The organism is Aquimarina ulvae, assembly GCF_053613295.3.
Genome location: NZ_JBSIBP030000014.1, coordinates 1 through 23597 on the forward strand (window position 1 = coordinate 1; position 23597 = coordinate 23597).

The window sequence follows — 23597 nt, forward strand, 5'->3', positions numbered from 1 at the left end:
ACATTGGTACCCGTAGCAGTAACGCCTGTTGGTAGTACATCGTCCAAACTTATATTGGTCGCTTCAATTGGACCGTTGTTGGTCACTGTAATCGTATAGACAATCGTATCGCCTTCATCTGGAGTACTGTCTGTAACTGTCTTACTGATCACAAGGTCTAAAACACAAGCTTTAGCAAAACTTGAATCTGTTACAGCTGCAACATTTCCTGTATTATATGATGCCCCACTAACTAATCCATCGCTATCTACAGTTACAGGATCTGTACCATAAACCCCAGAGTCACCACCATCAGCAGATGAACTATTGTAAGCTTCGTTAGCGTCACTACATCCATCTCCATCACTATCCAGATTTAGAAAATCCAAAGACCCATCAGAATTTGTATCTATTGGAGCAATTCCTCCTGATGCAGAAGAGGGAACACCACTGCCATCTACGGCACCATCAGCAATTCCATCTTGATTTGCATCTGTTCCACCAGCTTCAACGACATCATAGACACCATCATTATCACTATCTAAATCAAAATGATTAGGAATACCATCCTGATCAAAATCAAAAACAGGATCTAGAGTATCACAGATACCATTAGAATCGTTATCCGCACAAACAGGAGCTGTACCACTGCCATTATCAGTAAAATCTTCATAGTTTAAGATACCGTCACCATCGGCATCTCCTGATGGATCGACACCCAAACTATTTTCTACTGTGTCTAAAACACCATCGTTGTCATCATCATCATCCAAACTATCTACTATTCCATCTCCATCTGTATCCGCAGCAGTACCATTGATTGTAATAATCAAGTTAGCTGTATCTGTACTGAGCAAAGCATCCCTTAATGTATATGGAATCGTATCTATTAAAGTACTTCCTTGAGGTAATGCTTGTACAGCAGTGTTCGTTGTGTCTAGTGTATATGTATAAGATCCATCTGAATTTAAGGTAAGGAAGCCATAAGTGGTGGCAATTGTATTTCCAACACTAAGTGGGTTACCATCTACCGCTACTATCGTAACATTATTATCTCCTTGCCAAAAGATATCCGAAATACCTGCTATCTGTCCTCCCGGATTAGCATCTGTAACATCAGGCCCATAATTATAGGATAATATTAATTGATCAATTGGTGATTGAAAAGCTATATTAATATTTCCTGTAGCATCTTCTGGTATCGCAACTCCAGTACCATAATACGTATCTCCTCCAGCTTCTACGATCCCACCTGTTCTAATAAAATTATAACTTATAGGCGTAGGAGAACCTCCAGAAAAACCCTGAATTGTTATTTGATCCTGCCACACCGTACCTTGTGAAAAATCAATATCGGTGACTAGAAAACCCAAATTAAAAACTTCTTGGCTAAAATCTATAATTAATTGTGTGTCTGCTACAGAATTTGTAGCAGCATCTATATTAAATAATAAATATCCAGTGTGTCCTCCATTGGTATCTGTATTCGCAGAAATTTGATTATTCACCGTACCTATCCCATCTGGATCCAGCGATGTAAAATTAAGATTAACGCCATCTATAGTTCTTGTAGTTCCTCCTACTGTGGTTCCATTTGTAAATTCATTTTCCCAAATTAGCCTTGATAAGGGCCTATCCAGCAGATCTTCTCCATCAGTTCCATTTCCTTCAATAACATTACCTGTTGCGGTATTAACCACATTAACGGTTACACTATCGTTATCATCAACAGCGACAGGTAAATCATCAATCCCATTTATAGTTATTGTTAAAATTCCATAATCAAAAGCTCCAGTGCTGTCCTCTACTGTGTATGCAAAAATATCTTGTAAAATTGTTCCATTTACCAAACCAGCTACCGCGGGACTATCGGTATCTACGGTGTAAGAATAGCTTCCGTCTGATTGGACCACTATGGAACCGTATAAAGTATTATAAGTTCCTCCAACTGTGCCTGGAAAAACATTAACTTCTGTTATCGACAGAACATCTCCTCCAGAGGTTGCATCTGTGTCATTTGTAACAATATTTCCTGTAACAGGTACTGTTGCATCCGCATTTATATTATTAGTATCATCTACGGCAACAGGTGCTGTAACAACATTTATAATAGTTTGCGATGTAGTCGAACCTCCAGTAGTATCATTTAGTGTGATATCCAACGTCCTAACTCCCTCTGTATATGGTGAGGTAAGATCTCCATAGAATATGGTCTCTAAAAAATCTTCAAATATATTATTTGGTATAGGATCATTAGTGGTCTCAGTAATGACAAAGCTAGTTCCTGTTTGTTCAACTTCTATAATAATACCTCCACCAAAATCGTAAGTAAAAGTGTTATTACCTGTAAGAAAATATAGATCAAAACCAGCTCCATTATTTATAGCTAAAAGCTCACTTGGATCAAGGTTTCCAGAAACTATAATGGTTGCGTTAGAAATCGTACCTGTATCAGACGTTATAGCTGCATTTCCCCTAGTAACAGGGAAAACATTAAAAGTAGTAGGCTCCAAAAAAAACTCATAATCCTCACCAACAGTGATAGCATCCAAGTCTAATGTTGGGGGGTCTGAAGGTGACTTTGAAATAAAAGAATTTCTAGAAAATACTAAAGGAGATTCTGTACTAAAATGGTCCTTATCCTTAGCCCAATTTAAAAACAATTTATTGCCTTTTAAATTGTTTATTTGATCCTTAGGGTAAAAACTTTGATATTCTTTAACACTTACTTCTAAGTCATTATCCTGAGAAAAACCGGATAATGAAAACAATATCATACAAATACATGATATTATAATTAAGTATTTACATCTTTCTGGTTTGCTATAATGATTGTTTGTAGGATTATTTTTTTTTGATAAACCGATCTGACTTGTACCCTCTTTACTCAAGTTTTGCATATGTGCAACGTTAAATTTTAATAAATATTATAACAATAACTCTCAAGACACTCTTCTTTCACAAGAAAAGTTCAAAGTCCAAGAACCGCTATTTGTTCTGTAAAAAATGCAATCTATTGCTTATTGGATTAGGGAAAATGATCGGTTTTAAATCTGTTACCATTTTTATCTCACAACTCACCCTTTTATTTAAATGTCTAATTAATAAGATGTATTTTAACAAAAAGTTTTTGTAACGATCTATAAATACTTCAACAAAGGATCTTGATCGACGCCTATTCTGAGTGAGTGAATTATTATTCTCCCGTAAAAAGAATTTAGTTATAAAAATTTTAGACGATATTAATTTATTAATTGATATAGTAATTATTCTCATATGCCATTTCAGTTTTTCTTAATTTAAAAAAGCGTCAACCTTTCTTATGCCAAACACGTTTATCATACTTATCTAAATATTAACCAAGTTATTTAATTAAAAAATGCTTGAAAAAATCATCTGTACACAAACATTTTTATATTAATCCTCATTTAGATCTACTAAAAAAAGACAACCTAAAACAATATCGAATATGCTTAAAATCGACAAAATTATTCATTAAAAAAATCAAAAATTATTGAAATAATAAGTTAATAGAAAGTAAGATTATTTGATTTTTTAAATTTATAGATAATAATCAGATAAGTAATAAGTAGTGACCTCAGAATTTTTGTGCTAAAACCATAAATCACCTGAAGATACCTATTTAATAATAAAGACCTAAATACAAAAAGGGACAATTCCCTTTTGTATTTTTTTTTTAAAATGCAATTATCCCCTTTTAAAAGATTAATCACAAAAAAGCTAACTCGTTGAAAATTAACATAGCATTAAAAAAATATTCCAAACGAAAATGAGTGCTTTTAATTATGTAGAAAAAATACGTAATACTAAATTGTCTTATTTAAAAAAACCTCCCATATTGGGAGGTTTTATATTACTGAATTTTAAATTAAACTAATGTAAAGTATCATTATTGGTTACGATTTATCCTTTGGTAATACAAGTACATTGCCCTATAAAGATATTTCCTTCTGTAGTTCCTGAACACCAATCACTGCAACTATCCTCGATGTGATCTTCATCTTGGATTGTTATTTGTGCATCTCTACTTTGTGTTATTACACCTTCTGGGTTTACCCAAATATTCATAGTATTTTAATTTAGGATCATACTTTGAATTTTTCGATATGCATTCTGTTTTATGATCCAGTAATGCAAGTACATTGCCCCGTAAAGATGTTTCCTTCTATAGTACCTGGACAATAATCACTGCAACTATCCATGATGTAATCTCCACCTTGGATTGTTCTTTGAGCATCTCTACTTAGTGTTGTTACACCTTCAATGTTTAATAAATTTTTCATAATTATTTGGGTTTAGTTTTTTATTTGTGAATTATTTATAGACACCCACAGTATATGTCTTGTTTTATGTAATTATAATTGACGTTTATATATGCTAAGCCCGAGTAAAAAGATGTGTGAAGCGAGTTAAAATTTCCCTCTAACTCTTTGGCTAATATATTCTAAATCAAAATCTTTTCACAAAATAAAGTTACGGTTAAACCTCATTTAACAACAGTATTAACAGAATGACCCAAAAAAAGACGTCAAAATGTTAAATAAATGTTAATTAAAATATAAGGTTAAGGGGTTTTTCCCCTTATATAAAATCCAAATAAATTATTTATTTCTAAAAAAAGACTCTTATTTAGAATATATAATCCACAGTAAACCAAAATTTTAGTTCAAAAATTTAGTAACATTCTTACTGAAGCACAATTAACTTTTATATTACGTATCGGATTGTATTTATACGGGTATAAAAAAAGGGTAGCATATTGGCTACCCTATATAAGTTAATTTTGAGATTATAAGTCATTGTCTATCAAACAAAACCTCTTTTCCTTGCTTCTTCTAATAGCTTTTGATCATCTGCTTTTGCAATAGAAAACATCTCCTTAATCTGATTCTTGCGCTTTTCGATCGCACTCAATGATAAACTCACATAATTAGGTAAGTTTTTCGTTTTGACTCCTCTAGACAAATGATATAAAATTTTTAGGTTCTTTTCATCTAGTGAAAAGTTATTGGTCATCATTTTTCTAAAATGATTGTTCACCGTAGCACTATAATAAGGTGTACCACTTACGATATTATTAAAAGCCAGTAATAGTTCACTGGAGGTAAGATCACTTTTTATCAAAAACCCGGATGGATTGATATTTTTTAATATGTTATGAATCCTATGATCCTCTCTATGCATCGTAAGGATAATTATCTTTGCCTTTGGTAACAGCTCTTTTGCATGTTTTGCCAGATCTTCTCCGGATGTAATGCTTCCATCAGAAGAGGGCGGTAATTTAATATCTACAAAAAGCATATCATAAGGGGTGGTTTTAGAAGACTTCAGAATACTCTCATACGCATCATCACAGTTAGATGCGATATCGATCTTAATCTGATATTCTTTTTGATTTTCTCCTAATAACGTGTTCTTGTATCCTTCAATAATCATAGGGTGATCATCGATCATAAGAACTTTTAGCTTTTTCTTCATCTTTTAAAATTTGTGTGTCAACTGTTATCCTATCGGCTCTGTATAGTAGTAACTATATTCATCACCTTTTATTATACGGAAACCGGATGTGATAACTTTTTACATTAATTAAATTGGTATACCAACAGATACTTTTGTACCTGAATCCTGATTACTTATAAAATCTACCACACCGTTCATTTGGGTAACTCTCGATGTAATATTTTTTAGACCAATTCCCCTTTTAACCTTACTACTTTTAAATCCTATTCCATCATCTAAAATAGTAAGATTTATTTTATCATCCACACAATTGAAGCTTATTTTTACGCTTTTTGCTTTTGCGTGTTTAAATATATTTTGTAGAGACTCTTGTATAATACGGAAGAGATTTACTTTTTTCTGATCATCTACTGTCTCCCAATCAATATTCTCATCGTTAGCAAACTCAAACTCCATTTTGTGCACTGTGCATAGATCGCTCACCAGGCTTTCTACCACATCTACATAGGCAATATCAGGTGACAAGGTTTCTGTACCCAGGTCATGCGATATCAATCGGATCTCGCGTTCTATGGATTTTAGTTCCTCTATATATTTATTTCTGGAATCTGTAAATCCATCATTGGCACGCTGATTGATCCCATCCAGGCTTAATCGAACTCCAAAAAGCCTACCCAACACCCCATCGTGCAGCTCTTCTGACATACGATGCTGCTCTAGTTTACGCCCTTCTTCCAACTTTAATTGCTGACTAAGCAGTAAACGATAAATCTCCTGGTTAGACTGTTGCTGTTTTTGCTCAAATAGTAGTTCTTTATTACTCTGTTGCTGTTTAAAGATGACATATCCTAATAAGGATAACACAGATAAGCCGAGTATCGCAAAAATGAGTAGTTGATTTTCGCGGCTAATGGCACTAATTTGCTTTTCTTTTTCCGCTGTTTCAAAGCGAATCCTAGCAAACTTATTTTTAAACAGTCTTTCTTCACGTTGAAGGCTATCGTTTAATCTTATATACTTCTGTGCGTATACGAGACCCTCTTCACTATTTGAGACCTCCGATAATAATTGGTAAGATTGAAGTAATTCCACATTATTATTAACCTCAGAAGAGACGTTTTTGGCTCTTTCAGCAAATTGTTTTGCAATACTATCTCTTCCTTTTGATTTGTAATATTCAGCAAGATGTAAAGTGTTTGTGGATATTCCAACGTAATCCCCTAAGCTATCCCTAATTCTTAATGTTTTATTAAACAATCGTAAAGCATCAGTATCATCATCACCAGATAAAAATTTCACATAAGCTAAATTATCCAAATATCTTGAAAATCTTTTTGGCCTTTTTGATAAAAAATTTTCATAGGAAAGAGATTTATTATAATATTCCTTAGCTTTTTCATACTTTTTCATCGACTTGTAGACAGTACCTATATTATTATTTCCTATAACACTGTAAAGTGTATCTTTAGGAGTGTCTTTCGCATATTCAATAGCCTTCAAATGATAAGTTACAGCATCATCATATCTTTCTAATTGTTTGGCAATAATTCCTAAATTGGTATATGATAAAGGTAAATATGAATTATTATCAGATAATTTAAATTTTTCAATAGCTCTAATATTCAGATCCTCACTCTCACTGTAATCTTTTACTTTTCGTGATAATTTGGCTAAGTCGATTAAAACAGATCCGTGATCAAACGCATAATCCTTAATATCCTTTGACTCACTCTTGTCAAAAGCAGCATATATTTTATTTGCCTCATAAAAAAAGTTATATGCACTATCAAGCTTAATATCCCTATAATACATTCCTAAGTAATTATAAGATTTTGCCATTGACAAAGAATCTGACAATTTCTTAGATAATGCTAAAGATCGTTCGTTGATTTTTTTAAAATTTTCATAATCACCTAAACTATAATATTTAGCTGCTATGCTTAACAATTTATCAATTTTTTCAAAATCATTGGCTAATGTTGTAGTGACTCCATAAGCGATATTTAATTTTTCCTTACGTTCGGCTATTGGTCTAGAATTATCCTGAGAGTCACTAATATTTGAATCTATCATTTTGTTTTTCAAACTCGTATCTTCTATCTCTTCCTTATTTGAATTACAAGCGAAAAGAAAAATTATAGAGAAAAAAACAAAACCATATTTAAAAGAAATATTCATGAGAATAATTTGACTCTAAAGTAATAATTAAAAATTATAAAAAAAAGAGAAGTCTATTTATTGACTTCTCTTAAATCTTATATATTAATGTAAAAATTATTTACCCTCTGGAGAAGTTTCCTCCTCATCATCCTCTCCTGCAAAAGTATCAAATTCCATTTCCTCAACTCCCACTTCATCATTGATGTTGTCTGCTTCACAAGCGATGAACATTGAACTTACGAATAATACTGCGAATATAGTTTTTATAGCTTTCATAATAGTTTGTTTTTAAAATTATATATCTTATTTTGGTTGTAATTCGGTTTATTAAATTTTTCTTTTTTCTTTCTCAAGACTTTTTTTGTCCAGTAAGAATAGACAAATGGCTATTCTGTTTCTCATTAGTAAGGATTTTGCTGGCCAGCAATACTCCGATTTCTCTTTGTATATCCTTTTAGTAAATGTGTAATAGGTTGATAACCTTAATTGTACACTACAAATGTAGGGAGATTGCCCCCTCGCGCCTAATATATTAAGGTGTGTTTAGTAGATGGATGCCTTTGGGGTGTAGATGGGTATGGTATGCGTGTGAATGACCCGATTTTAAAAAGGGCTAAAAATGTAGGAAATCGATTACTCTACTGATTTTGGTAAATAAATAGTAAAAAAACCTTAAAAAAAAGTAAAAATTTGACAAAATCATCATCGCAGGTATCTTTATCAATAGAACATCCTCTATCACCTAATAGAATAAATCATAGATTTTCCCCATAAAAGGATTAAAAAATCCCCTCAGCATACGTAAGTTTTTAGTTTCTAGTGTGTTATAAAAAATCCCCGTGTAGCAAAACCACCAGCTCGACCTACAGGCTACTTAATTTTCGGGGAATTTTCTTGTTTTAAAATTCTAATAGATTATACAGAGTTATCCGTAAACAACTATAAAACAAATAGTTACAAATAAAAGTACATTGCGATATATATATTTGGGGAAAATTTCACTTTTTATATTACAAATATTTCTGTACGATTGTATATATAATAGTCACGAATACTAAGGAGGTGGGAATACGTATAGTAAATAAAAAAAGACAATATGATGGTATCAAAAAATATAACCTCCTTGTTGCAACAAGGAGGTTATTAGACTTAGGTATTCGTATCGAGCAGATGTTGTTTATTTTGTAAACCATAAAAACAATCAGCTACCATGATACACATTTACTAACTATTTTACATAACACACTAATCGTATGACTTACTTTTATCGAGTTGGATTCGCTTTATTAGGTTTTGTAAACAACATATAACTATATGTAGAAGCTACCAGAATTTATTCCAAAATTCAGCTACTCTTCGACAAGCGCAGTGTGACAGCTAAGTACGACAACCTCACATACTATTTAGGGTATAGGGAGAAAGAAGCTTAACTGTTCGTTTTACAAAATTTACATTCTGCAATTTTCATAAAACAAAGTCTCACTACACATATAGAAAGCTGTTCTTAGCCAACGTGTCTTTAATTTCTTCTACGTTTGTTTTATACGATTTAGAGAAAGGAATCAAATCACTCGTATTCTTAATAGCACATTTTGCTTTCCCAAAATGTATCCTGGATACATACTTAGTATTGATAATATAACTATTATGAATCCTTACAAAATGATCCGGCAACAAGTTCTGAAAATGCTTCAGTGTTTTAAAAGCTTCTACTTTATTACCATTATTCATTATAAAATCCGTGGTATTATTATCTGCTTTCAGATACAATACTTCATCGATATTTACAAACCGGTAATCTCCGTAGGACTTAAAACACAATGTATTATCCATCACTCCATCAGTGTCTTTTTCAAACCTATGCAAGGTTTTGATCAGGTCACTTTTGGTTAATGGTTTCAGGATATAATCCAAAACACTATTGCGTATACCTTCTATAGCATACTCAGAAGTTTTTGTAACAATAACAACTTCTGGAAGGTTGGTCATGTATCTGGTAAGTTCTGACAATAAATTATACTGGGTTTTGGAAGATTGAACGCCTGGAACTTCCGGCTCCAAGAAAATTAACCTAGGCTTTCTCTCTAAAATTAAATCCAAAGCTTCTTGTTCATTTTTGGCAATTCCAGTACAGATATAATCATTGTGATCTTCTAATGCGATCTGAATTGTGCGCGCAGAATTCTGATCATTATCAATAATGATATAAGGGTATTTCATGAGGTAAACAATTAAAGGTTAGCGTTGGTTATTAAATACTGTTAGTATTCTTAAAAAATTGTACACATTTACTGAATACAAGTTAGGATATTTAGCAATACTTTTGATACGGTAAAACCTCAATATTGATATGGAATAACAACTGTTGCGGTGGTTATGAAGATTTCTTTTATCGAGATAAAATTGCATATTATCGGTTTATGGGGTTAAGAGTCTCTAAACGAAAAAAGACACGGATTCGTATACTTTTTTTAAAATAGCACCTAAAACTTACTGATGCTAACGCCCCAAGAGTACCGTCGCATAAATTTTATACGATTGATACCGCTCACGATGGTAGATTAAAATATTTTAGATAGTTTTAGAGAAAAAATGAAAAAAATAGTGGTACTTACCGGGGCAGGTATTAGCGCCGAAAGCGGAATCAATACCTTTAGGGATGCTGATGGTTTATGGGAGGGACATGATATTATGGAAGTGGCTTCTCCTATTGGGTGGAACAATAATCCGGCATTGGTGTTAGATTTTTATAATAAAAGACGAAGTCAATTGCAGTTAGTCGCTCCTAATACAGCACATCAGGCTCTTGTAGAATTAGAAAAGACACATCAAGTTACTATTGTAACTCAAAATGTAGATGATCTTCATGAACGTGCTGGCAGTAGTCAGGTAGTACATTTACACGGAGAATTATTAAAAGTGCGCAGCCAATTTGACAACGATTTGGTTTTAGATTGGAAAACAGATCTAAACATTGGGGATTTCTGTGAACACAATTCTCAACTGCGTCCTCACATTGTATGGTTTGGAGAAGAAGTACCGATGCTGGATCTCGCCATACAGATTACGGAACAAGCAGACATCCTTGTGATTATAGGTACATCCATGCAAGTTTATCCGGCTGCCAGCCTATTACAATTTGCGCCGCAGGATACTCCTATCTATTTTATTGACCCCAAACCAGCAATAGCTCCAAAAAAAAACCTGACGATTTTGTCAGAAAAAGCTACCATCGGAGTTCCGAAGGTGGTAAGTGAATTGCTTAATAATTGATAGAAATTGTATTTATAATATGACACTCATAATTAAAAAAAAAGATTTTAGAATATTTATATTTGAAAATCAAAACTCATCATTTTATAAAAACAAATTTCAGTCGAAGTTTATTATGAATGGGAATGTAACGTAACACTACATTAATAAATGACTGGGATTCTTAAAACATTTGTTTTAAAATAGTAGGATTCATTATGATTAATCTGGAAGAGGAAATCAGAAACACCAATCATTCTAGAGAAAAGCGGAATTATTTCGCCAACCTAATCTTACATAATCCAGAATTGCTCCCGCAGTTGATGGAAGTCTGTCATTTAGTAGATGAAGAAATATCCTGCAAAGCTTCCTGGGGATTAGAGTTCCTATGTAAAAAGAACTTAGAGACAATACTTCCATATTTGGATTCATTCATATACTTGTTACCCAAAGTATATCAGGATTCTGCTGTAAGACCCGTAGCAAAAATATGCGAATATCTGATACTTGCATTTTATAAAAGCAAAAATCCAGAAGTAAGAAAACACCTGAAACCACTTTATAGAGAAAAAATAACAGAAGCTTGTTTTGACTGGTTGATTACTGACCAGAAAGTAGCCTCAAAAGCATATTCTATGACTAGTTTGTATTTACTAGGCACCGAATATGATTGGGTACATCCAGAATTAAAGAGTATTATAGAAAATAATTATCATAAAGGTAGTGCTGCGTACAAAGCAAGATCTCGAATGGTTTTGAAGAAATTGTGAATTAGATATTAGGTGAATTGTTAAATCCTAAACACACCTCGTAACTACTAACCCATTATTTCAACAAAAATCATTCTTCACACTTCGATATTCAATATTAAATAAATTATCTTTGCAGCTTTCAAAAAACTACGTTATGTCATTATCTCCTTTGCAAGCTATTTCACCTATCGATGGCCGTTATGCTTCTAAAACACAATCATTAAGTACTTATTTTAGTGAAGAAGCTTTGATAAAATATCGCGTACTGGTAGAGATCGAATACTTTATTGCGTTATGCGAAATTCCGCTACCACAGCTTACGGATATTGATACGGCCGTTTTTGGAAAGCTTAGAGAAATCTACACGCAATTCTCTACAGCGGATGCACAGGCGATAAAGGATATAGAAAAGGTAACCAATCACGATGTAAAAGCGGTAGAGTATTTTATTAAAGAAAAATTTGATACTCTTGGTTTACAAGATTATAAAGAATTTATTCATTTTGGATTAACTTCTCAGGATATTAATAATACCGCCATCCCTCTAAGTATAAAGGAAGCCATTGGTGATGTATATATCCCACATTATCTAGCGCTAAAGGACAAACTAAAATCACTGGTAGGAGAATGGTCTGATATTTCTATGCTGGCACGTACTCACGGACAACCCGCCTCTCCTACCCGATTAGGAAAAGAATTTCAGGTATATGTAACCAGACTAGAGGCACAATTTGATTTATTAAATGATATCCCAAGTGCTGCCAAATTTGGTGGAGCAACTGGAAACTATAACGCACATAAAGTTGCTTATCCTGCCATCGATTGGAAAGAATTTGGAACTCGTTTTGTACAAGAAAAATTAGGTTTACACCATTCTTTCCCAACCACCCAGATTGAGCATTATGATCATATGGCAGCTTTGTTTGACGGACTAAAACGTATCAATACGATCATTCTGGATCTGGATCGTGATGTATGGACATACGTTTCTATGGATTACTTTAAACAAAAAATCAAAAAAGGAGAAGTCGGTTCTTCTGCAATGCCTCATAAAGTCAATCCTATTGATTTTGAAAATAGTGAAGGAAATATTGGTATTGCCAATGCGCTATTCGAACATTTATCAGCTAAATTACCGGTGAGTCGTTTGCAACGTGACTTAACAGACAGTACCGTTTTAAGAAATGTAGGCGTTCCTTTTGGACATACGCTCATCGCGTTTCAGGCTACTTTAAAAGGATTGAATAAACTATTATTGAACAAAGAGAAATTTGCTCAAGATCTCGAAAATAACTGGGCTGTGGTTGCAGAAGCGATTCAGACGATATTGAGAAGAGAAGGATATCCAAATCCGTATGAAGCCTTAAAAGGGCTTACCAGAACGAATGACAAGATCAATCAACAGTCTATTGCAGCGTTTATAGAAACCTTAGAAATTTCTGATGCTATAAAAACAGAATTAAAAACGATCACACCATCTAATTATACCGGAATTTAGTTGATGGTGGTTGATGGAATTTAACCCGCATTATGCATTAGAAAATCCATTACATCTTTGAGCCACTTCAAATACTGATGTTTCACTTCTTTTTTTAATTTCACCTTGGCGGTGCTATGCTAAAATCAAGAAAAAGCTACTATTTATTGGGTCTCAATGCTTCATTACGAAGTTCCAATGCATAATCCGGGTTTAATGTCTATTCACTAAACAAAAAAGCTTCGATACTAGAGCAGTTCGAAGCTTTTTTGTTTTATGTACTTAATAAAATAGTATTTATATCGCTGTTTAGTCGATATTTATCTCTCCCAGGATATCTTTAATAGCACCCATATTTACATTTCCTTTATCGATTGCATTCATTAATTTGGCAACATTTTCTGGTTTCATATCATCTCCCAAAACCCGCACCAGCGCCAATCCTCTTTCGTTATGAGATGCAAATACAATCATTTCATCAATATTATCTTCTTCTCCCTGAAACTTTAATACTGCTTTGGTTCCGTTAGAACCAAACCTCATTAAGGTTTCATATTTATCGGCATCAAGAATGGTATTGATTTTGGTTTTCTCTTCTTCAAACCTCTTTTTGTTTTCTTCTTTTAGCGGCATCGCTAAAAAATTAACTTTTTTAATACTCTCCAGTGCTTCTCTTTCTTCTTCAGACAGGTCCACTTTTCTAGTTCTGGCATCCAACAAGCTTGTAGCAAGATCCACCGCAATAAAATCGGCATCTCCTTGATGATCTACAAAATATTTCTGAAGTGATATTTCACTGTTACAACTTATCAGTAGCATCGTACAAGCTACAGCAACTATTTTGATAATATTTTTCATTTTTATTGGTTTTGTTCGCCTAGGCAAATAAGGTTGATTGATTGATGATAATAAGCTTCTTCAGACCTTCATCTAAAGAAGCTTGGGTGTAACAAAAACTAAATACTATTCGTTTAATTTTTCTTTTTTACTTTTTTAAGCTCTTGCCCTCCCGGAACATTAAGGTGATCTGCAATTTTAGACACTTGTCTTAAGTCAATATCTCCGGTAATTGTCAGCACTACTGTATTTGGTCCTCCATCATTTTCCATTCCTTCCATAAACATAAACAGTTCTGTCACAAAATTGTCATTTTTTCCAGGCTTGGAGTAAAACTTTACATTCTTTCCATCACTCTTTACGCGCATCAATTCGTCTAAGGATGTACTGCTTAGATATTTTTGAACATCAGCTTTCATCTTCTGACCAATTTCATTATTCTCTGTAGCAAACACCTTGATGTTTTTAATATTTTCTACAAGATTCATATATTCCTTAACTTCAGGATCATTACTCTCCAGATCCATTTTGCTTAACAGCTTAAACATTTTACTAGTTACCACAACAGATGATACTTCATTCATATCTTCATATTTATCAAAATTGCTCTGAGCAACCGATAGGTAAGGTACTAGTACTACTACTAATATAATTGCAAACTTTTTCATAATTAATTCATTTTTAAAGGTTCCCTTATTTGGGAAAAATACTATTCGTTTTTATTTTATTAATTTGTTTTTGGCAGTTTCGAACTCCTTAAGATACACCAGTTCTTTTTTGGCGGTATCAAATTCATTCAGGTACACCAGGTCCTTTTTACCCTCATTCATTAATGTTGCAACCAAATCGAGGGCCTCTTTGGTTTTTTGTAAAGCTATTTCGGGATCATCATAGGTACCTAAATCTTTTTCCATAACCAGCAGTGGACCTTTGTCGGGGTCAGCTCCTGGTAATAGATTTGTCATAAACAGCCCCACAATCAAAGCTATCGATGCAGCTACGCCTATCCAGGCATACCAAGGCACTGTATTGGTACTTAATATAACTTCTGAACTAGCAGTTACTTGACTTTCTTCAGAAAAGAACTGAAATAAATCCTTGTATCTCTCCAAATGTGACGGCACGCTTTCTCCGGTAAAGTAAACCTTTAATTCTTTTTCTTCAGAAAGGGTCGTTTCTCCTTCAAAATACTTTTCCAGTAATTTTTCTATGTTAGCCAACTCCATAATTGTGTTTTTTTAATAATTCTTGTCGTATTACTTTTCTTCCTCTTGATAATGCTACGCGCACTGCTGTTTCATTCATCTCCAACATTTCTGCTATTTCTGCATTATTATATTGTTCTATATCCCGCAATTGAATAATCATTCGTTGTTGCTCTGGTAGTCCTTGCATAATCTTTCCTACCCACTCCAGACTATCCCTTGCCTCTACTTCTCTTTGCAATGAAGGTCGTTCATCTTTATAATTACTATGTACTATTTTTAAATTCCCAGCTTCTTTTGCTTTTAGTTTATCATAGCAATAATTTTTGGTCATTGTCATTGCAAATGCTTCTACGTTTTTGTACTCCGCCATTTTGGTCTTATTCCTCCATAGCTTTAACAATACTTCTTGTGTCGCATCTTCTGCTTCTTCATTGCTCACCAACAATCGTTTAGCCAACCTATATAGCTTGTCCTTAAAACCATTTGTAAGCGTTATAAATGCTCTTTCTTTCATAAAATGTTGGTTGGTTGTTACAAAACTAACTTGTTAGCTTTATATAAGGGAGACGACTATACGTATAATTTGTTACACAATTTTTTGAAATTATAATAAAGTCCCTATTTTTAGGGTTATATAAAATAAAAATAATCTATGAAATTTTTAAAGTATTTTACCTTACTGCTTATTATCGGAGGTACGCTTAACAGTTGTTTTGATGACAATGACGATGTTCCAAGAATAGCAAGTGTATTGGAGATCAACGATTTTATATGGAAAGGCATGAATGCTTTTTATGTGTATAAATCGATGGTTCCGGATTTGGCAAATGATCGTTTTTCTTCTGATCAGGAATATACCGATTTTCTTAATGATTTCTCATCACCAGAAGCCATTTTTGAAGGTTTAAGAACCCAAGAAACAGTAACGGTAGGTTCTGAACAGATAAAAGTTGATGAATTTAGTTTCTTAGTTGATGATTATGTAGCGTTAGAACAAGCTTTTGATGGAATTACAAGAAATAATGGTATGGAATTTGGTCTGGTTCGATATCCTAATGATGCTTCTAATGTGTTTGGGTATGTTCGTTACGTGCTACCGGGAACCGATGCCGAAACGAATGGAATTGTAAGAGGCAATATATTTAACACTATTAATGGAACTCAGATCACGGATCAGAACTTTAGTCAATTATTAAGTCCGGATACGTACACCATTGGTCTTGCTACTTTTGATGGAAATAATATTACGCCTACTGGCGTATCTGTCTCCCTAACCAAAGTACAATACACAGAGAATCCTGTTTTTCTTCACAAAGTTCTTGATGTAGGTGGAGATCCTGTTGGGTATTTAATGTATAACGGTTTTACAGGGGACTTTGACACACAATTAAATAACGTATTTGGACAGTTTGCCGCAGCCAATGTAACTGATTTGGTTTTGGACCTGCGTTATAACGGTGGTGGCTCAGTAACTACAGCCATTGACCTGGCCAGTATGATCACAGGACAGTTTAACGGACAAGTGTTTACTACAGAAGAATGGAATGAGGATCGCCAGGAACAATTTGGCGATACTAATTTTTTTGACAATCAAATCAGAACAGGCGCAGGAATCAATAGTTTAAACCTAAGTCGAGTTTATATATTGACTACCCGAAGCTCTGCTTCTGCAAGTGAGCTGGTAATTAATGGTCTGGACCCATATATTAATGTAATACAGATTGGTTCTACCAGTAGAGGAAAATTTCAGGCATCTGTAACCTTGTATGACTCTGATGGTTTTGGACGTAACGGAGCGAATCCAGGACATACATACGCTATGCAACCTTTAGTTCTTAGATCATTAAATTCTGTAGGTTTTACGGATTATTTTGGTGGTTTTGTTCCAGAAATTGAAATCGCCGAAGACTTTGCTAACCTTGGAGTATTAGGAGACCCTAACGAGCCTCTATTGAATGCGGCAATTGATGATATTTTAGGAAACAGATCCCTAGCAAAATATAATACAACAGTATTAGAAACTCTGGGTGAAAGTAAAATGTATACCCCTAATTACCAAAGAATGTACAAAGATACCGACGTATCTAAGATAAAAGATTTCATTTTTCAATAAAATAGATTATATAAAAAGGCTCCCAAACTTTCTAGTTTGGGAGCCTTTTTTAACTAATATTATATTTAAAATTTCAAATTAAATCCTATCCTAGCATTTCTTCCTCTGGTACTAAATCCAACTATTTCTTGATATTCTTCATTAGTAATATTATTCATCGCTGCAAAAACAGTCATATTATTTGAAAGCTGATGACTTATATAAAAATCAAAAATCCCATAACCATCTAAAGGAACTGGTGTAGGTGCAAATGTAACGGGATCAAAATTGGTATCTGTGCGTTCTCCATTATATTGGTAACTTAACGATGTAAAGGTTTTTGCGGACAGTTGATATCCGATATTCGCCTGAACACTATGCTCCGGGATTCTAATATTATTTTCTAATCTGGATATATTGGTGTAGGTATAATTACCTCCAATTTTTAGTTTATCATCTAACATTTTGGTATCAAACTCGAGCTCGATACCATCCACCTTAATATCATCTGGAGAATTAAAGTTTGCAAAGGTATTTGGATCAAATGTGATAAATTTTTCTGACTTTCTATTAAAATAAACCATACTAATGGTCGCTCTTTTTTCATGAGATAGCGCTACTCCTGCTTCTATAGTTCTACTTTCTTCGGGTTCTAGATCCGGATTTCCACTAAAAAATGCGGTGTCATATAGTTGAAATAATGATGGAGTAATATATGCAGTACTATACGATGCTAAACCTTTAACATAATTATCACCAAAAACATACGTAAAAGATGGGTTAAGATTATAGACTATGTGATTACCATAAGCGCTATGAATATTTAATCGTGCTCCTGCATTGACATATAAACCAAATTTGGACACGTACACCACATTTATATATGGGTCAATAATATCAAAATCTGCCTCATTATCATTAATGGTTTGCTCTAAAGCATTGCTACCAAAAGGAATGTTAAATAAATTAAAATCACTGTAAGATCCGTTTGCTCCAACTACAGTATACAGTGTGTTTTTGATATTGTATTTGTTATACGTGTCGAATGTATACACTTTACTCTCGTATCTGGATGGGGAACCAAATACAAACTCTCTTTCTAATAAAGAATAACTATCTACAAAAGTAAAGCTCCCATTAGGATAATTATATTCCCAAAAAGAACCGGCTCTCATCTGTCGACTTTTAAATTGATTATCAGCATCAAGTCCTGCACCGCCATCAAAATCTGTTTTATATTGATCCAGATTTCCAAAAAAATGAAACTTAAAATGCTTGTTCCACTGATATCCTAATTTTGCTAAGACATTAAATTTATTGTAGGCATCACTTTCTGCTCCTTTTGCTTCTGCTGCCGATAATCCATCTGTAAATTGATTACTAAAACTTGCCAGATAACTCACCTTATTAACTGTACCACTAATAGATGCTAAATTCACAAACTCGTTGATATCATAATCCTGATCCTCCTGAGATTGGTTTGTGCCTATTGTAGAAGAGAATTGTGCGGCAATCTTCTTATTGCTTTCAGATTTAGTGGTAATATTAATAACCGCTGTAGCAGCACCAGACCCATATAGCGTACTAGAAGCTCCTTTCAGAATTTCTATAGATTCTATTTGATTTACCGAAAGTAACCTGAGGTCAAAATCACCAGCAGATGATGAGGGATCACTCACCGTAACTCCATCAATTCTGATAACTACCTGACGATTACGACCACCACGAACATATACTCCTAAGGGCTCTCCGGCTGCATTGTTACTACCATTGATAAAAACTCCAGCGATTCTATTTAAAACAGTAGCCACAGATTGTCCTTGGCTACGTTCTAACTCTTCGGAGGTGATTTTGGTAATTACCTTACCACTTTGTTCTCTTTTTAATTTGAATTTAGAATCAGAAAGTACTACCTGCTCTAATTCGTTTACTTTTTCATTTTTTGTTGAATCCTGCGCTGAAACAACCTGAGCTCCTAATATCCATAGTGCAGCCCCAAAAAACACTTTTTTGTTCATTTCCAAAATGACTTAATTTTACAATTACCGGAAAAAAGTATGTAGTTTACCCATACCTAAACTTCTATCCCGAAAGTTTGACATTATGAACTAAGGCAGGTCTCCTGGCTTGCGTCTTGTTATTCACCTTCCCACTTTAACTGAACTTTTTTCAGTTTCTTTTTAAAATAATTAAAAAAATGTCGAAACGAGTTCGACACAAGCAGTGGTTTTAAAGAATTAACAACAAACGCCTATTACATTACTGATACTAATTTATCAGTGACGATTCGGCACAGCTTACAGTTGCGGGAACAGCTCAGGATTTATTAATTCTAAATTCATAATTATGAATTCTTAATTTATGCACCTGATTCCCTTTTAATCTTCAACGCTATGAAAAGCGTATTGGAACCAAAATTCTGGGCGAATGTATTATATTTCTTCGAAAATTTGTTCGCTTTACCGAATAAATTAGTTTTACCAGTATCTTTGCGCTCCTTAAAACCTATTACAAATGTTGTATTACATCACTGGTGGAGAGCGTTCGGGCAAAAGCAGTTATGCTCAGAACCTCGCCTTAGAACTTTCAGACAACCCAATCTACATAGCTACATCGAGAGTCTGGGATGGAGATCATCGAAAACGTATTAATAGACATATTGCAGATCGCGATGGTCGGTGGGAGTCTATTGAGGAAGAAAAAGAACTATCCAAAGTTATTGAAAAAGATACGGTTGTTGTTATCGATTGTGTCACATTATGGCTTACCAATTTTTTTGTAGATACTAAAAATGATATTGAACTTTCCTTATCTCAAGCTAAAAGAGAATTTGATAAACTTCTGGAAATCAATGCAACTGTCATTATCATATCCAATGAAATCGGAATGGGGGTTCACGCTGCTACCGAAATAGGAAGGAAGTTCACCGAATTACAAGGTTGGATGAATCAACATATTTCAAAGCAAGCCGATCATGCTATACTAATGGTATCAGGAATACCAGTAAAAATAAAATAAATGAGTTTCGACATTACTCCATTAGACAAATCATTAGAAGATAAAATTCAGCATAAAATTAATCTCAAAACGAAACCTCAAGGTTCCTTAGGCACATTAGAAAAAATTGCATTACAAATTGGATTAATACAAAACACTACGCATCCTGTATTACAAGAACCTACTATACTTGTTTTTGCAGGAGATCACGGAATAGCAGAAAAAGGAGAGGTAAATCCTTATCCTCAGGTAGTGACCCAACAAATGGTCTACAATTTCCTTAATGGTGGTGCTGCTATTAATTCATTCTGCGTGCAACATAAAATTCATCTAAAAATAATAGACGCTGGTGTGAACCATGATTTTGAGAAAATGAAAGGACTCATTGATGCTAAAGTAGCGTATGGAACCAAAAACTATGAGCTAGCACCTGCAATGTCTATTAATCAATGTAATGAGGCTATTGAAAAAGGAGCTACTGTTGTTTTGAAAACATTTCAAAATGGATGTAATGTGATAGGATTTGGCGAAATGGGAATTGGAAATTCATCTGCAGCTGCACTACTAATGGCACATTTTACCCAAATTCCAATTACAGCATGTGTTGGTGCAGGAACAGGAGCCCAAGGCGAGGCAATAAAAACAAAGCAAACGATTCTAGAGACCGTTTTTAAGAAACACTCCCCAAAAACTCCGTTAGAAGCTTTAGCTACTTTTGGTGGTTTTGAAATTGCAATGATTACAGGAGCAATACTAAAATCAGCTGAATTAAAAATGACTATTATGATTGATGGTTTTATAGTTACAGCTGCGCTTTTATCAGCATTTGCAATTCATAATAATGTACTGGATTATTGTATTTTTGCGCATACATCCGAAGAACAAGGGCATCAAAAAATGCTCAACTTTCTTAAAAAGAAACCGCTGTTATCTCTTGGAATGCGACTAGGTGAAGGTACCGGAGCAGCAGTCGCTTATCCTATTTTAGAATCTGCAATTGCATTCTTAAATCATATGGCGAGTTTTGAAGAAGCCGAAGTAACCACCAATGAATAGTTAATCATTAATATGAAAAAAGGTGTTTTATCCATAGTAGTTTCTTTTATAGGCTTTTTCTTTATGTATAAATATAATACGTTAATGCATGAAATATACCGTAGTTTAATTCTTAACAAAGAGGTTCGTTTTATGTTTATTAACGATTTAGCCTCTTTTAAAAGATTATGCATAATCACGATAGTATGCATTTCACTATTAAGTTTTTATCTGGGTATCATATCTTTTTTAAAGAAAAATAAAATAGGACTAACTGGAATGGCTATGGCAACAGTTTTGTTTATTTTAATTTTAATCCCTTTTTGGAAATACCCGATAGAGGATTCGGGTTTAGATATCGTTATTAATTAAAATTTTAAAGAGCTTATACTCATGAAAAAAGAGATTCATATATTTTTTACTGCTCTTATGTTTTTTACCAGAATTCCTTGTCCTAAGTGGATAGATCACGATCCGCAATATTTACGAAAGAGTTCGAAATATTTTTCATTAGTAGGCATACTAGTGGGAAGCATTGGTGCTGGTGTTTTTTATGTTTGTTCCTATATTTTTTCCGTAGAAATTGCTTTACTACTTTCTATGTTTGCTACAATTTATACTACTGGAGCTTTTCATGAAGATGGGTTTGCCGATGTTTGTGATGGTTTTGGTGGTGGATGGACCAAAGAAAAGATTCTTTTAATTATGAAAGATTCTAGACTAGGAACCTATGGTACCATCGGAATTCTATTGATACTTGCTATCAAATTTTTGGCTCTACAAGAAGTCGAAACTTTTTATATTCCTCTGGTAATTATTGCCGGACACAGTCTTAGTCGGTTTATCGCAACTACGCTATTATTTACACATCCATATGTGCGCGACACAGAAGATAGCAAAGCGAAACCAGCTGCAAAAAGCATGAGTATTACTATGCTTTTGATAAGTGGTTTATTTGGGATTATTCCCTTGTTTTTATTCCTAAATCCTTTACTATTTTTGACACTGATACCGATGTATCTATCTAAATTTTTTTTAGCCTCAAAATTTAAGAAATGGATAGGCGGCCAAACAGGTGATTGTGCAGGTGCCGTGCAGCAGCTTAGTGAAGTAGTATTTTATCTTAGTATCATAGCTTTATGGAAATATATCTGGTAAGACATACCACTCCTAATATAGAAAAAGGAATTTGCTACGGGCAAAGTGATCTCGGTGTAACCGATACTTTTGAATCTGAAGTTATAGAAATCCATAACCAAATTCCAGTAAAAGAAATATCAAAAATATGCTGTAGTCCATTACAACGTTGTAAAATTTTAGCCGAAACGTTTGATATTCCTACTACGTTTGATGACAGACTTAAAGAGCTTAATTTTGGTGATTGGGAACTAAAAGCCTGGAACGACATTGATCCTTCAGCTTTAGATCTCTGGATGAAAGATTTTGTGAATGTGCAGGTTCCTAATGGTGAGTCTTATGTTATGCTTCAAGAGAGAATAGTAGCATTTTATAATTCCCTGAATCATTCCTCTTCAGAAAGTATTGTGATTGTCTCTCATGCTGGGCCGATGCGGGCATTACTTTCGTACATTCGGCAAATAGCACTTAAGGACTCTTTTAGTATCAAAATACATTATGGAGATATCATTAAAATCTAATACAACGCTAGTCTTGCAAAGTTGTAATTAGAAGATATTTCTGTACCAATTACCTCGACATTCAATCGATGTGCAAATAGTGGGGCATTTACCACCAGTGTATGATATTCTCCATTTTCTCCACAAACATCTACACCCAGAGTTTCTAAGTCTTTAATAAGTTCCTGGTCAATTATTCTACCTAAAAAATCAGAGCCTAACGTTTGATTACAAGATACAATGATAGCTTCAATCCCATAATCAATCATATCCAATACCAATTGTTTTCTGCGGTGTTGCCAGATAGGTAACATCGCTTTTAGACCAGCTGCCATAGATACTTTTTCTTCCCAATCTCGATGTGTCTGAATATCGATATCTCCAAAAACCGCAGATTTCAAATTATATGTAGTAGTCAGTGATTTTAAATTCTCAATATATAATTGTTCATAATTATCCCAGGTACTTTCAAAAAAATGAATTGGTACTCCAAGAGAATTTCCCTGAGCTTTTAGTATCGCTTTAGGAATTCCGTGTGAACGAGATCGATCTCCATATTCGTTTAGCACATTTAATAAAACGGACGGTATATATCCCTTTTCTGTAGCCATATACATCGCATAACAACTATCTTTTCCTCCACTCCAAGAACACAAAAATGACATACCACTATATTTAAAAACACAAATT

General features: G+C 33.8%; 22 protein-coding genes and 1 riboswitch. Of the genes, 9 read left to right on the forward strand and 13 right to left on the reverse strand.

The genetic code is table 11. From position 1 onward, the window contains the following. From ACWGOQ_RS21075 to ACWGOQ_RS21105, 7 genes are all read right to left on the reverse strand, one after another. The coding region (locus ACWGOQ_RS21075) for a cadherin-like domain-containing protein (RefSeq protein WP_458202863.1) at nucleotides 1-2756 on the reverse strand (2756 nt) is incomplete at its 3' end. 1147 nt (nucleotides 2757-3903) lie between these two features. Continuing rightward, nucleotides 3904-4068: a hypothetical protein gene (locus ACWGOQ_RS21080; RefSeq protein WP_452059816.1), complete on the reverse strand. Its 165-nt coding sequence runs from the start codon at nucleotides 4066-4068 to the stop codon at nucleotides 3904-3906. A 50-nt stretch (nucleotides 4069-4118) separates the two neighbouring features. Next, complete coding sequence (locus ACWGOQ_RS21085) at nucleotides 4119-4283, reverse strand: hypothetical protein (protein WP_452059815.1); 165 nt, start codon at nucleotides 4281-4283, stop codon at nucleotides 4119-4121. 523 nt (nucleotides 4284-4806) lie between these two features. Next, nucleotides 4807-5478 carry a response regulator gene (locus ACWGOQ_RS21090; RefSeq protein WP_378295438.1) on the reverse strand — a complete coding sequence of 224 codons (672 nt, stop codon included), beginning with the start codon at nucleotides 5476-5478 and terminating at the stop codon, nucleotides 4807-4809. Between the two features lie 108 nt (nucleotides 5479-5586). Then, the gene (locus ACWGOQ_RS21095; protein ID WP_452059814.1) at nucleotides 5587-7533 is read right to left on the reverse strand and encodes a tetratricopeptide repeat-containing sensor histidine kinase; all 1947 of its coding nucleotides are present in this window, start codon (nucleotides 7531-7533) and stop codon (nucleotides 5587-5589) included. A 201-nt stretch (nucleotides 7534-7734) separates the two neighbouring features. Continuing rightward, nucleotides 7735-7896, reverse strand: coding sequence for a hypothetical protein (locus ACWGOQ_RS21100; RefSeq protein ID WP_452059813.1), 162 nt, complete (start codon nucleotides 7894-7896; stop codon nucleotides 7735-7737). A gap of 1206 nt (nucleotides 7897-9102) precedes the next feature. Then, on the reverse strand, nucleotides 9103-9840 hold the full coding sequence (locus tag ACWGOQ_RS21105) for a LytR/AlgR family response regulator transcription factor (RefSeq protein WP_452059812.1): 738 nt from the start codon (nucleotides 9838-9840) through the stop codon (nucleotides 9103-9105). Nucleotides 9841-10212: 372 nt separating this feature from the next. On the opposite strand from ACWGOQ_RS21105, the gene ACWGOQ_RS21110 reads away from it, so the two are divergent. The 3 genes from ACWGOQ_RS21110 to purB all read left to right on the forward strand — a co-directional run bounded on the left by ACWGOQ_RS21110 (nucleotide 10213) and on the right by purB (nucleotide 13122). Beyond that, entirely contained in the window at nucleotides 10213-10893 is a 681-nt protein-coding gene (locus ACWGOQ_RS21110; RefSeq protein WP_452059811.1) for an SIR2 family NAD-dependent protein deacylase, read from the forward strand. A gap of 197 nt (nucleotides 10894-11090) precedes the next feature. Next, nucleotides 11091-11642: an adenylosuccinate lyase gene (locus tag ACWGOQ_RS21115; protein ID WP_452059810.1), complete on the forward strand. Its 552-nt coding sequence runs from the start codon at nucleotides 11091-11093 to the stop codon at nucleotides 11640-11642. 136 nt (nucleotides 11643-11778) lie between these two features. Beyond that, nucleotides 11779-13122, forward strand: a complete 1344-nt coding sequence (gene purB / locus ACWGOQ_RS21120; RefSeq protein ID WP_452059809.1) for an adenylosuccinate lyase — start codon at nucleotides 11779-11781, stop codon at nucleotides 13120-13122. Nucleotides 13123-13410: 288 nt separating this feature from the next. On the opposite strand, the gene ACWGOQ_RS21125 is transcribed toward purB, so the two are convergent. The 4 genes from ACWGOQ_RS21125 to ACWGOQ_RS21140 all read right to left on the reverse strand — a co-directional run bounded on the left by ACWGOQ_RS21125 (nucleotide 13411) and on the right by ACWGOQ_RS21140 (nucleotide 15660). Then, entirely contained in the window at nucleotides 13411-13959 is a 549-nt protein-coding gene (locus ACWGOQ_RS21125; RefSeq protein ID WP_452059808.1) for a GFO_1091 family lipoprotein, read from the reverse strand. Nucleotides 13960-14072: 113 nt separating this feature from the next. Beyond that, nucleotides 14073-14606, reverse strand: a complete 534-nt coding sequence (locus ACWGOQ_RS21130) for a GFO_1090 family protein (RefSeq protein ID WP_452059807.1) — start codon at nucleotides 14604-14606, stop codon at nucleotides 14073-14075. Nucleotides 14607-14657: 51 nt separating this feature from the next. After that, nucleotides 14658-15164 (reverse strand): PG0215 family putative anti-sigma factor, encoded by a 507-nt coding sequence (locus ACWGOQ_RS21135; RefSeq protein ID WP_452059806.1) that lies wholly within the window; start codon nucleotides 15162-15164, stop codon nucleotides 14658-14660. After that, complete coding sequence (locus ACWGOQ_RS21140) at nucleotides 15151-15660, reverse strand: GFO_1088 family ECF-type sigma factor (RefSeq protein WP_452059805.1); 510 nt, start codon at nucleotides 15658-15660, stop codon at nucleotides 15151-15153. Before ACWGOQ_RS21140 ends, ACWGOQ_RS21135 begins: the two co-directional genes overlap by 14 nt. 138 nt (nucleotides 15661-15798) lie before the next feature. Between ACWGOQ_RS21140 and ACWGOQ_RS21145 the strand changes: the two genes are divergently transcribed. Beyond that, nucleotides 15799-17259 carry a GFO_1087 family putative carboxy terminal peptidase gene (locus ACWGOQ_RS21145; protein ID WP_452059804.1) on the forward strand — a complete coding sequence of 487 codons (1461 nt, stop codon included), beginning with the start codon at nucleotides 15799-15801 and terminating at the stop codon, nucleotides 17257-17259. 65 nt (nucleotides 17260-17324) lie between these two features. Here the strand turns inward: ACWGOQ_RS21145 and ACWGOQ_RS21150 are convergent, their stop codons facing one another. After that, a complete protein-coding gene (locus tag ACWGOQ_RS21150) occupies nucleotides 17325-19256 on the reverse strand; it encodes a TonB-dependent receptor plug domain-containing protein (protein ID WP_452059803.1) in 1932 nt (643 codons plus the stop codon). Nucleotides 19257-19333: 77 nt separating this feature from the next. Then, nucleotides 19334-19669: riboswitch (cobalamin riboswitch) on the reverse strand. Nucleotides 19670-19752: 83 nt separating this feature from the next. On the opposite strand from ACWGOQ_RS21150, the gene ACWGOQ_RS21155 reads away from it, so the two are divergent. Genes ACWGOQ_RS21155 through cobC form a run of 5 tightly spaced genes read left to right on the forward strand, consistent with a single transcriptional unit; the run spans nucleotide 19753 to nucleotide 22928 of the window. Continuing rightward, complete coding sequence (locus ACWGOQ_RS21155; protein ID WP_452059802.1) at nucleotides 19753-20256, forward strand: bifunctional adenosylcobinamide kinase/adenosylcobinamide-phosphate guanylyltransferase; 504 nt, start codon at nucleotides 19753-19755, stop codon at nucleotides 20254-20256. Next, entirely contained in the window at nucleotides 20257-21291 is a 1035-nt protein-coding gene (gene cobT, locus ACWGOQ_RS21160) for a nicotinate-nucleotide--dimethylbenzimidazole phosphoribosyltransferase (protein WP_452059801.1), read from the forward strand. Between the two features lie 12 nt (nucleotides 21292-21303). Then, nucleotides 21304-21642 carry a hypothetical protein gene (locus ACWGOQ_RS21165; RefSeq protein ID WP_452059800.1) on the forward strand — a complete coding sequence of 113 codons (339 nt, stop codon included), beginning with the start codon at nucleotides 21304-21306 and terminating at the stop codon, nucleotides 21640-21642. Nucleotides 21643-21663: 21 nt separating this feature from the next. Further along, a complete protein-coding gene (locus tag ACWGOQ_RS21170; protein WP_452059799.1) occupies nucleotides 21664-22428 on the forward strand; it encodes an adenosylcobinamide-GDP ribazoletransferase in 765 nt (254 codons plus the stop codon). Further along, nucleotides 22410-22928, forward strand: coding sequence for an alpha-ribazole phosphatase (cobC, locus tag ACWGOQ_RS21175; RefSeq protein ID WP_452059798.1), 519 nt, complete (start codon nucleotides 22410-22412; stop codon nucleotides 22926-22928). Before ACWGOQ_RS21170 ends, cobC begins: the two co-directional genes overlap by 19 nt. On the opposite strand, the gene ACWGOQ_RS21180 is transcribed toward cobC, so the two are convergent. Next, nucleotides 22925-23572, reverse strand: a complete 648-nt coding sequence (locus ACWGOQ_RS21180; RefSeq protein WP_452059797.1) for a Dph6-related ATP pyrophosphatase — start codon at nucleotides 23570-23572, stop codon at nucleotides 22925-22927. The genes cobC and ACWGOQ_RS21180 overlap by 4 nt on opposite strands. Between the last annotated feature and the right edge of the window lie 25 nt (nucleotides 23573-23597).

Bases quoted from the DNA above. Each gene is read 5' to 3' on its own strand.
- ACWGOQ_RS21080 (WP_452059816.1), bottom strand. From the start codon at position 4,068: ATGAATATTTGGGTAAACCCAGAAGGTGTAATAACACAAAGTAGAGAT.
- ACWGOQ_RS21085 (WP_452059815.1), bottom strand. From the start codon at position 4,283: ATGAAAAATTTATTAAACATTGAAGGTGTAACAACACTAAGTAGAGAT.
- ACWGOQ_RS21090 (WP_378295438.1), bottom strand. From the start codon at position 5,478: ATGAAGAAAAAGCTAAAAGTTCTTATGATCGATGATCACCCTATGATT.
- ACWGOQ_RS21095 (WP_452059814.1), bottom strand. From the start codon at position 7,533: ATGATAGATTCAAATATTAGTGACTCTCAGGATAATTCTAGACCAATA.
- ACWGOQ_RS21100 (WP_452059813.1), bottom strand. From the start codon at position 7,896: ATGAAAGCTATAAAAACTATATTCGCAGTATTATTCGTAAGTTCAATG.
- ACWGOQ_RS21105 (WP_452059812.1), bottom strand. From the start codon at position 9,840: ATGAAATACCCTTATATCATTATTGATAATGATCAGAATTCTGCGCGC.
- ACWGOQ_RS21110 (WP_452059811.1), top strand. From the start codon at position 10,213: ATGAAAAAAATAGTGGTACTTACCGGGGCAGGTATTAGCGCCGAAAGC.
- ACWGOQ_RS21115 (WP_452059810.1), top strand. From the start codon at position 11,091: ATGATTAATCTGGAAGAGGAAATCAGAAACACCAATCATTCTAGAGAA.
- purB (WP_452059809.1), top strand. From the start codon at position 11,779: ATGTCATTATCTCCTTTGCAAGCTATTTCACCTATCGATGGCCGTTAT.
- ACWGOQ_RS21125 (WP_452059808.1), bottom strand. From the start codon at position 13,959: ATGAAAAATATTATCAAAATAGTTGCTGTAGCTTGTACGATGCTACTG.
- ACWGOQ_RS21130 (WP_452059807.1), bottom strand. From the start codon at position 14,606: ATGAAAAAGTTTGCAATTATATTAGTAGTAGTACTAGTACCTTACCTA.
- ACWGOQ_RS21135 (WP_452059806.1), bottom strand. From the start codon at position 15,164: ATGGAGTTGGCTAACATAGAAAAATTACTGGAAAAGTATTTTGAAGGA.
- ACWGOQ_RS21140 (WP_452059805.1), bottom strand. From the start codon at position 15,660: ATGAAAGAAAGAGCATTTATAACGCTTACAAATGGTTTTAAGGACAAG.
- ACWGOQ_RS21145 (WP_452059804.1), top strand. From the start codon at position 15,799: ATGAAATTTTTAAAGTATTTTACCTTACTGCTTATTATCGGAGGTACG.
- ACWGOQ_RS21150 (WP_452059803.1), bottom strand. From the start codon at position 19,256: ATGAACAAAAAAGTGTTTTTTGGGGCTGCACTATGGATATTAGGAGCT.
- ACWGOQ_RS21155 (WP_452059802.1), top strand. From the start codon at position 19,753: ATGTTGTATTACATCACTGGTGGAGAGCGTTCGGGCAAAAGCAGTTAT.
- cobT (WP_452059801.1), top strand. From the start codon at position 20,257: ATGAGTTTCGACATTACTCCATTAGACAAATCATTAGAAGATAAAATT.
- ACWGOQ_RS21165 (WP_452059800.1), top strand. From the start codon at position 21,304: ATGAAAAAAGGTGTTTTATCCATAGTAGTTTCTTTTATAGGCTTTTTC.
- ACWGOQ_RS21170 (WP_452059799.1), top strand. From the start codon at position 21,664: ATGAAAAAAGAGATTCATATATTTTTTACTGCTCTTATGTTTTTTACC.
- cobC (WP_452059798.1), top strand. From the start codon at position 22,410: ATGGAAATATATCTGGTAAGACATACCACTCCTAATATAGAAAAAGGA.
- ACWGOQ_RS21180 (WP_452059797.1), bottom strand. From the start codon at position 23,572: ATGTCATTTTTGTGTTCTTGGAGTGGAGGAAAAGATAGTTGTTATGCG.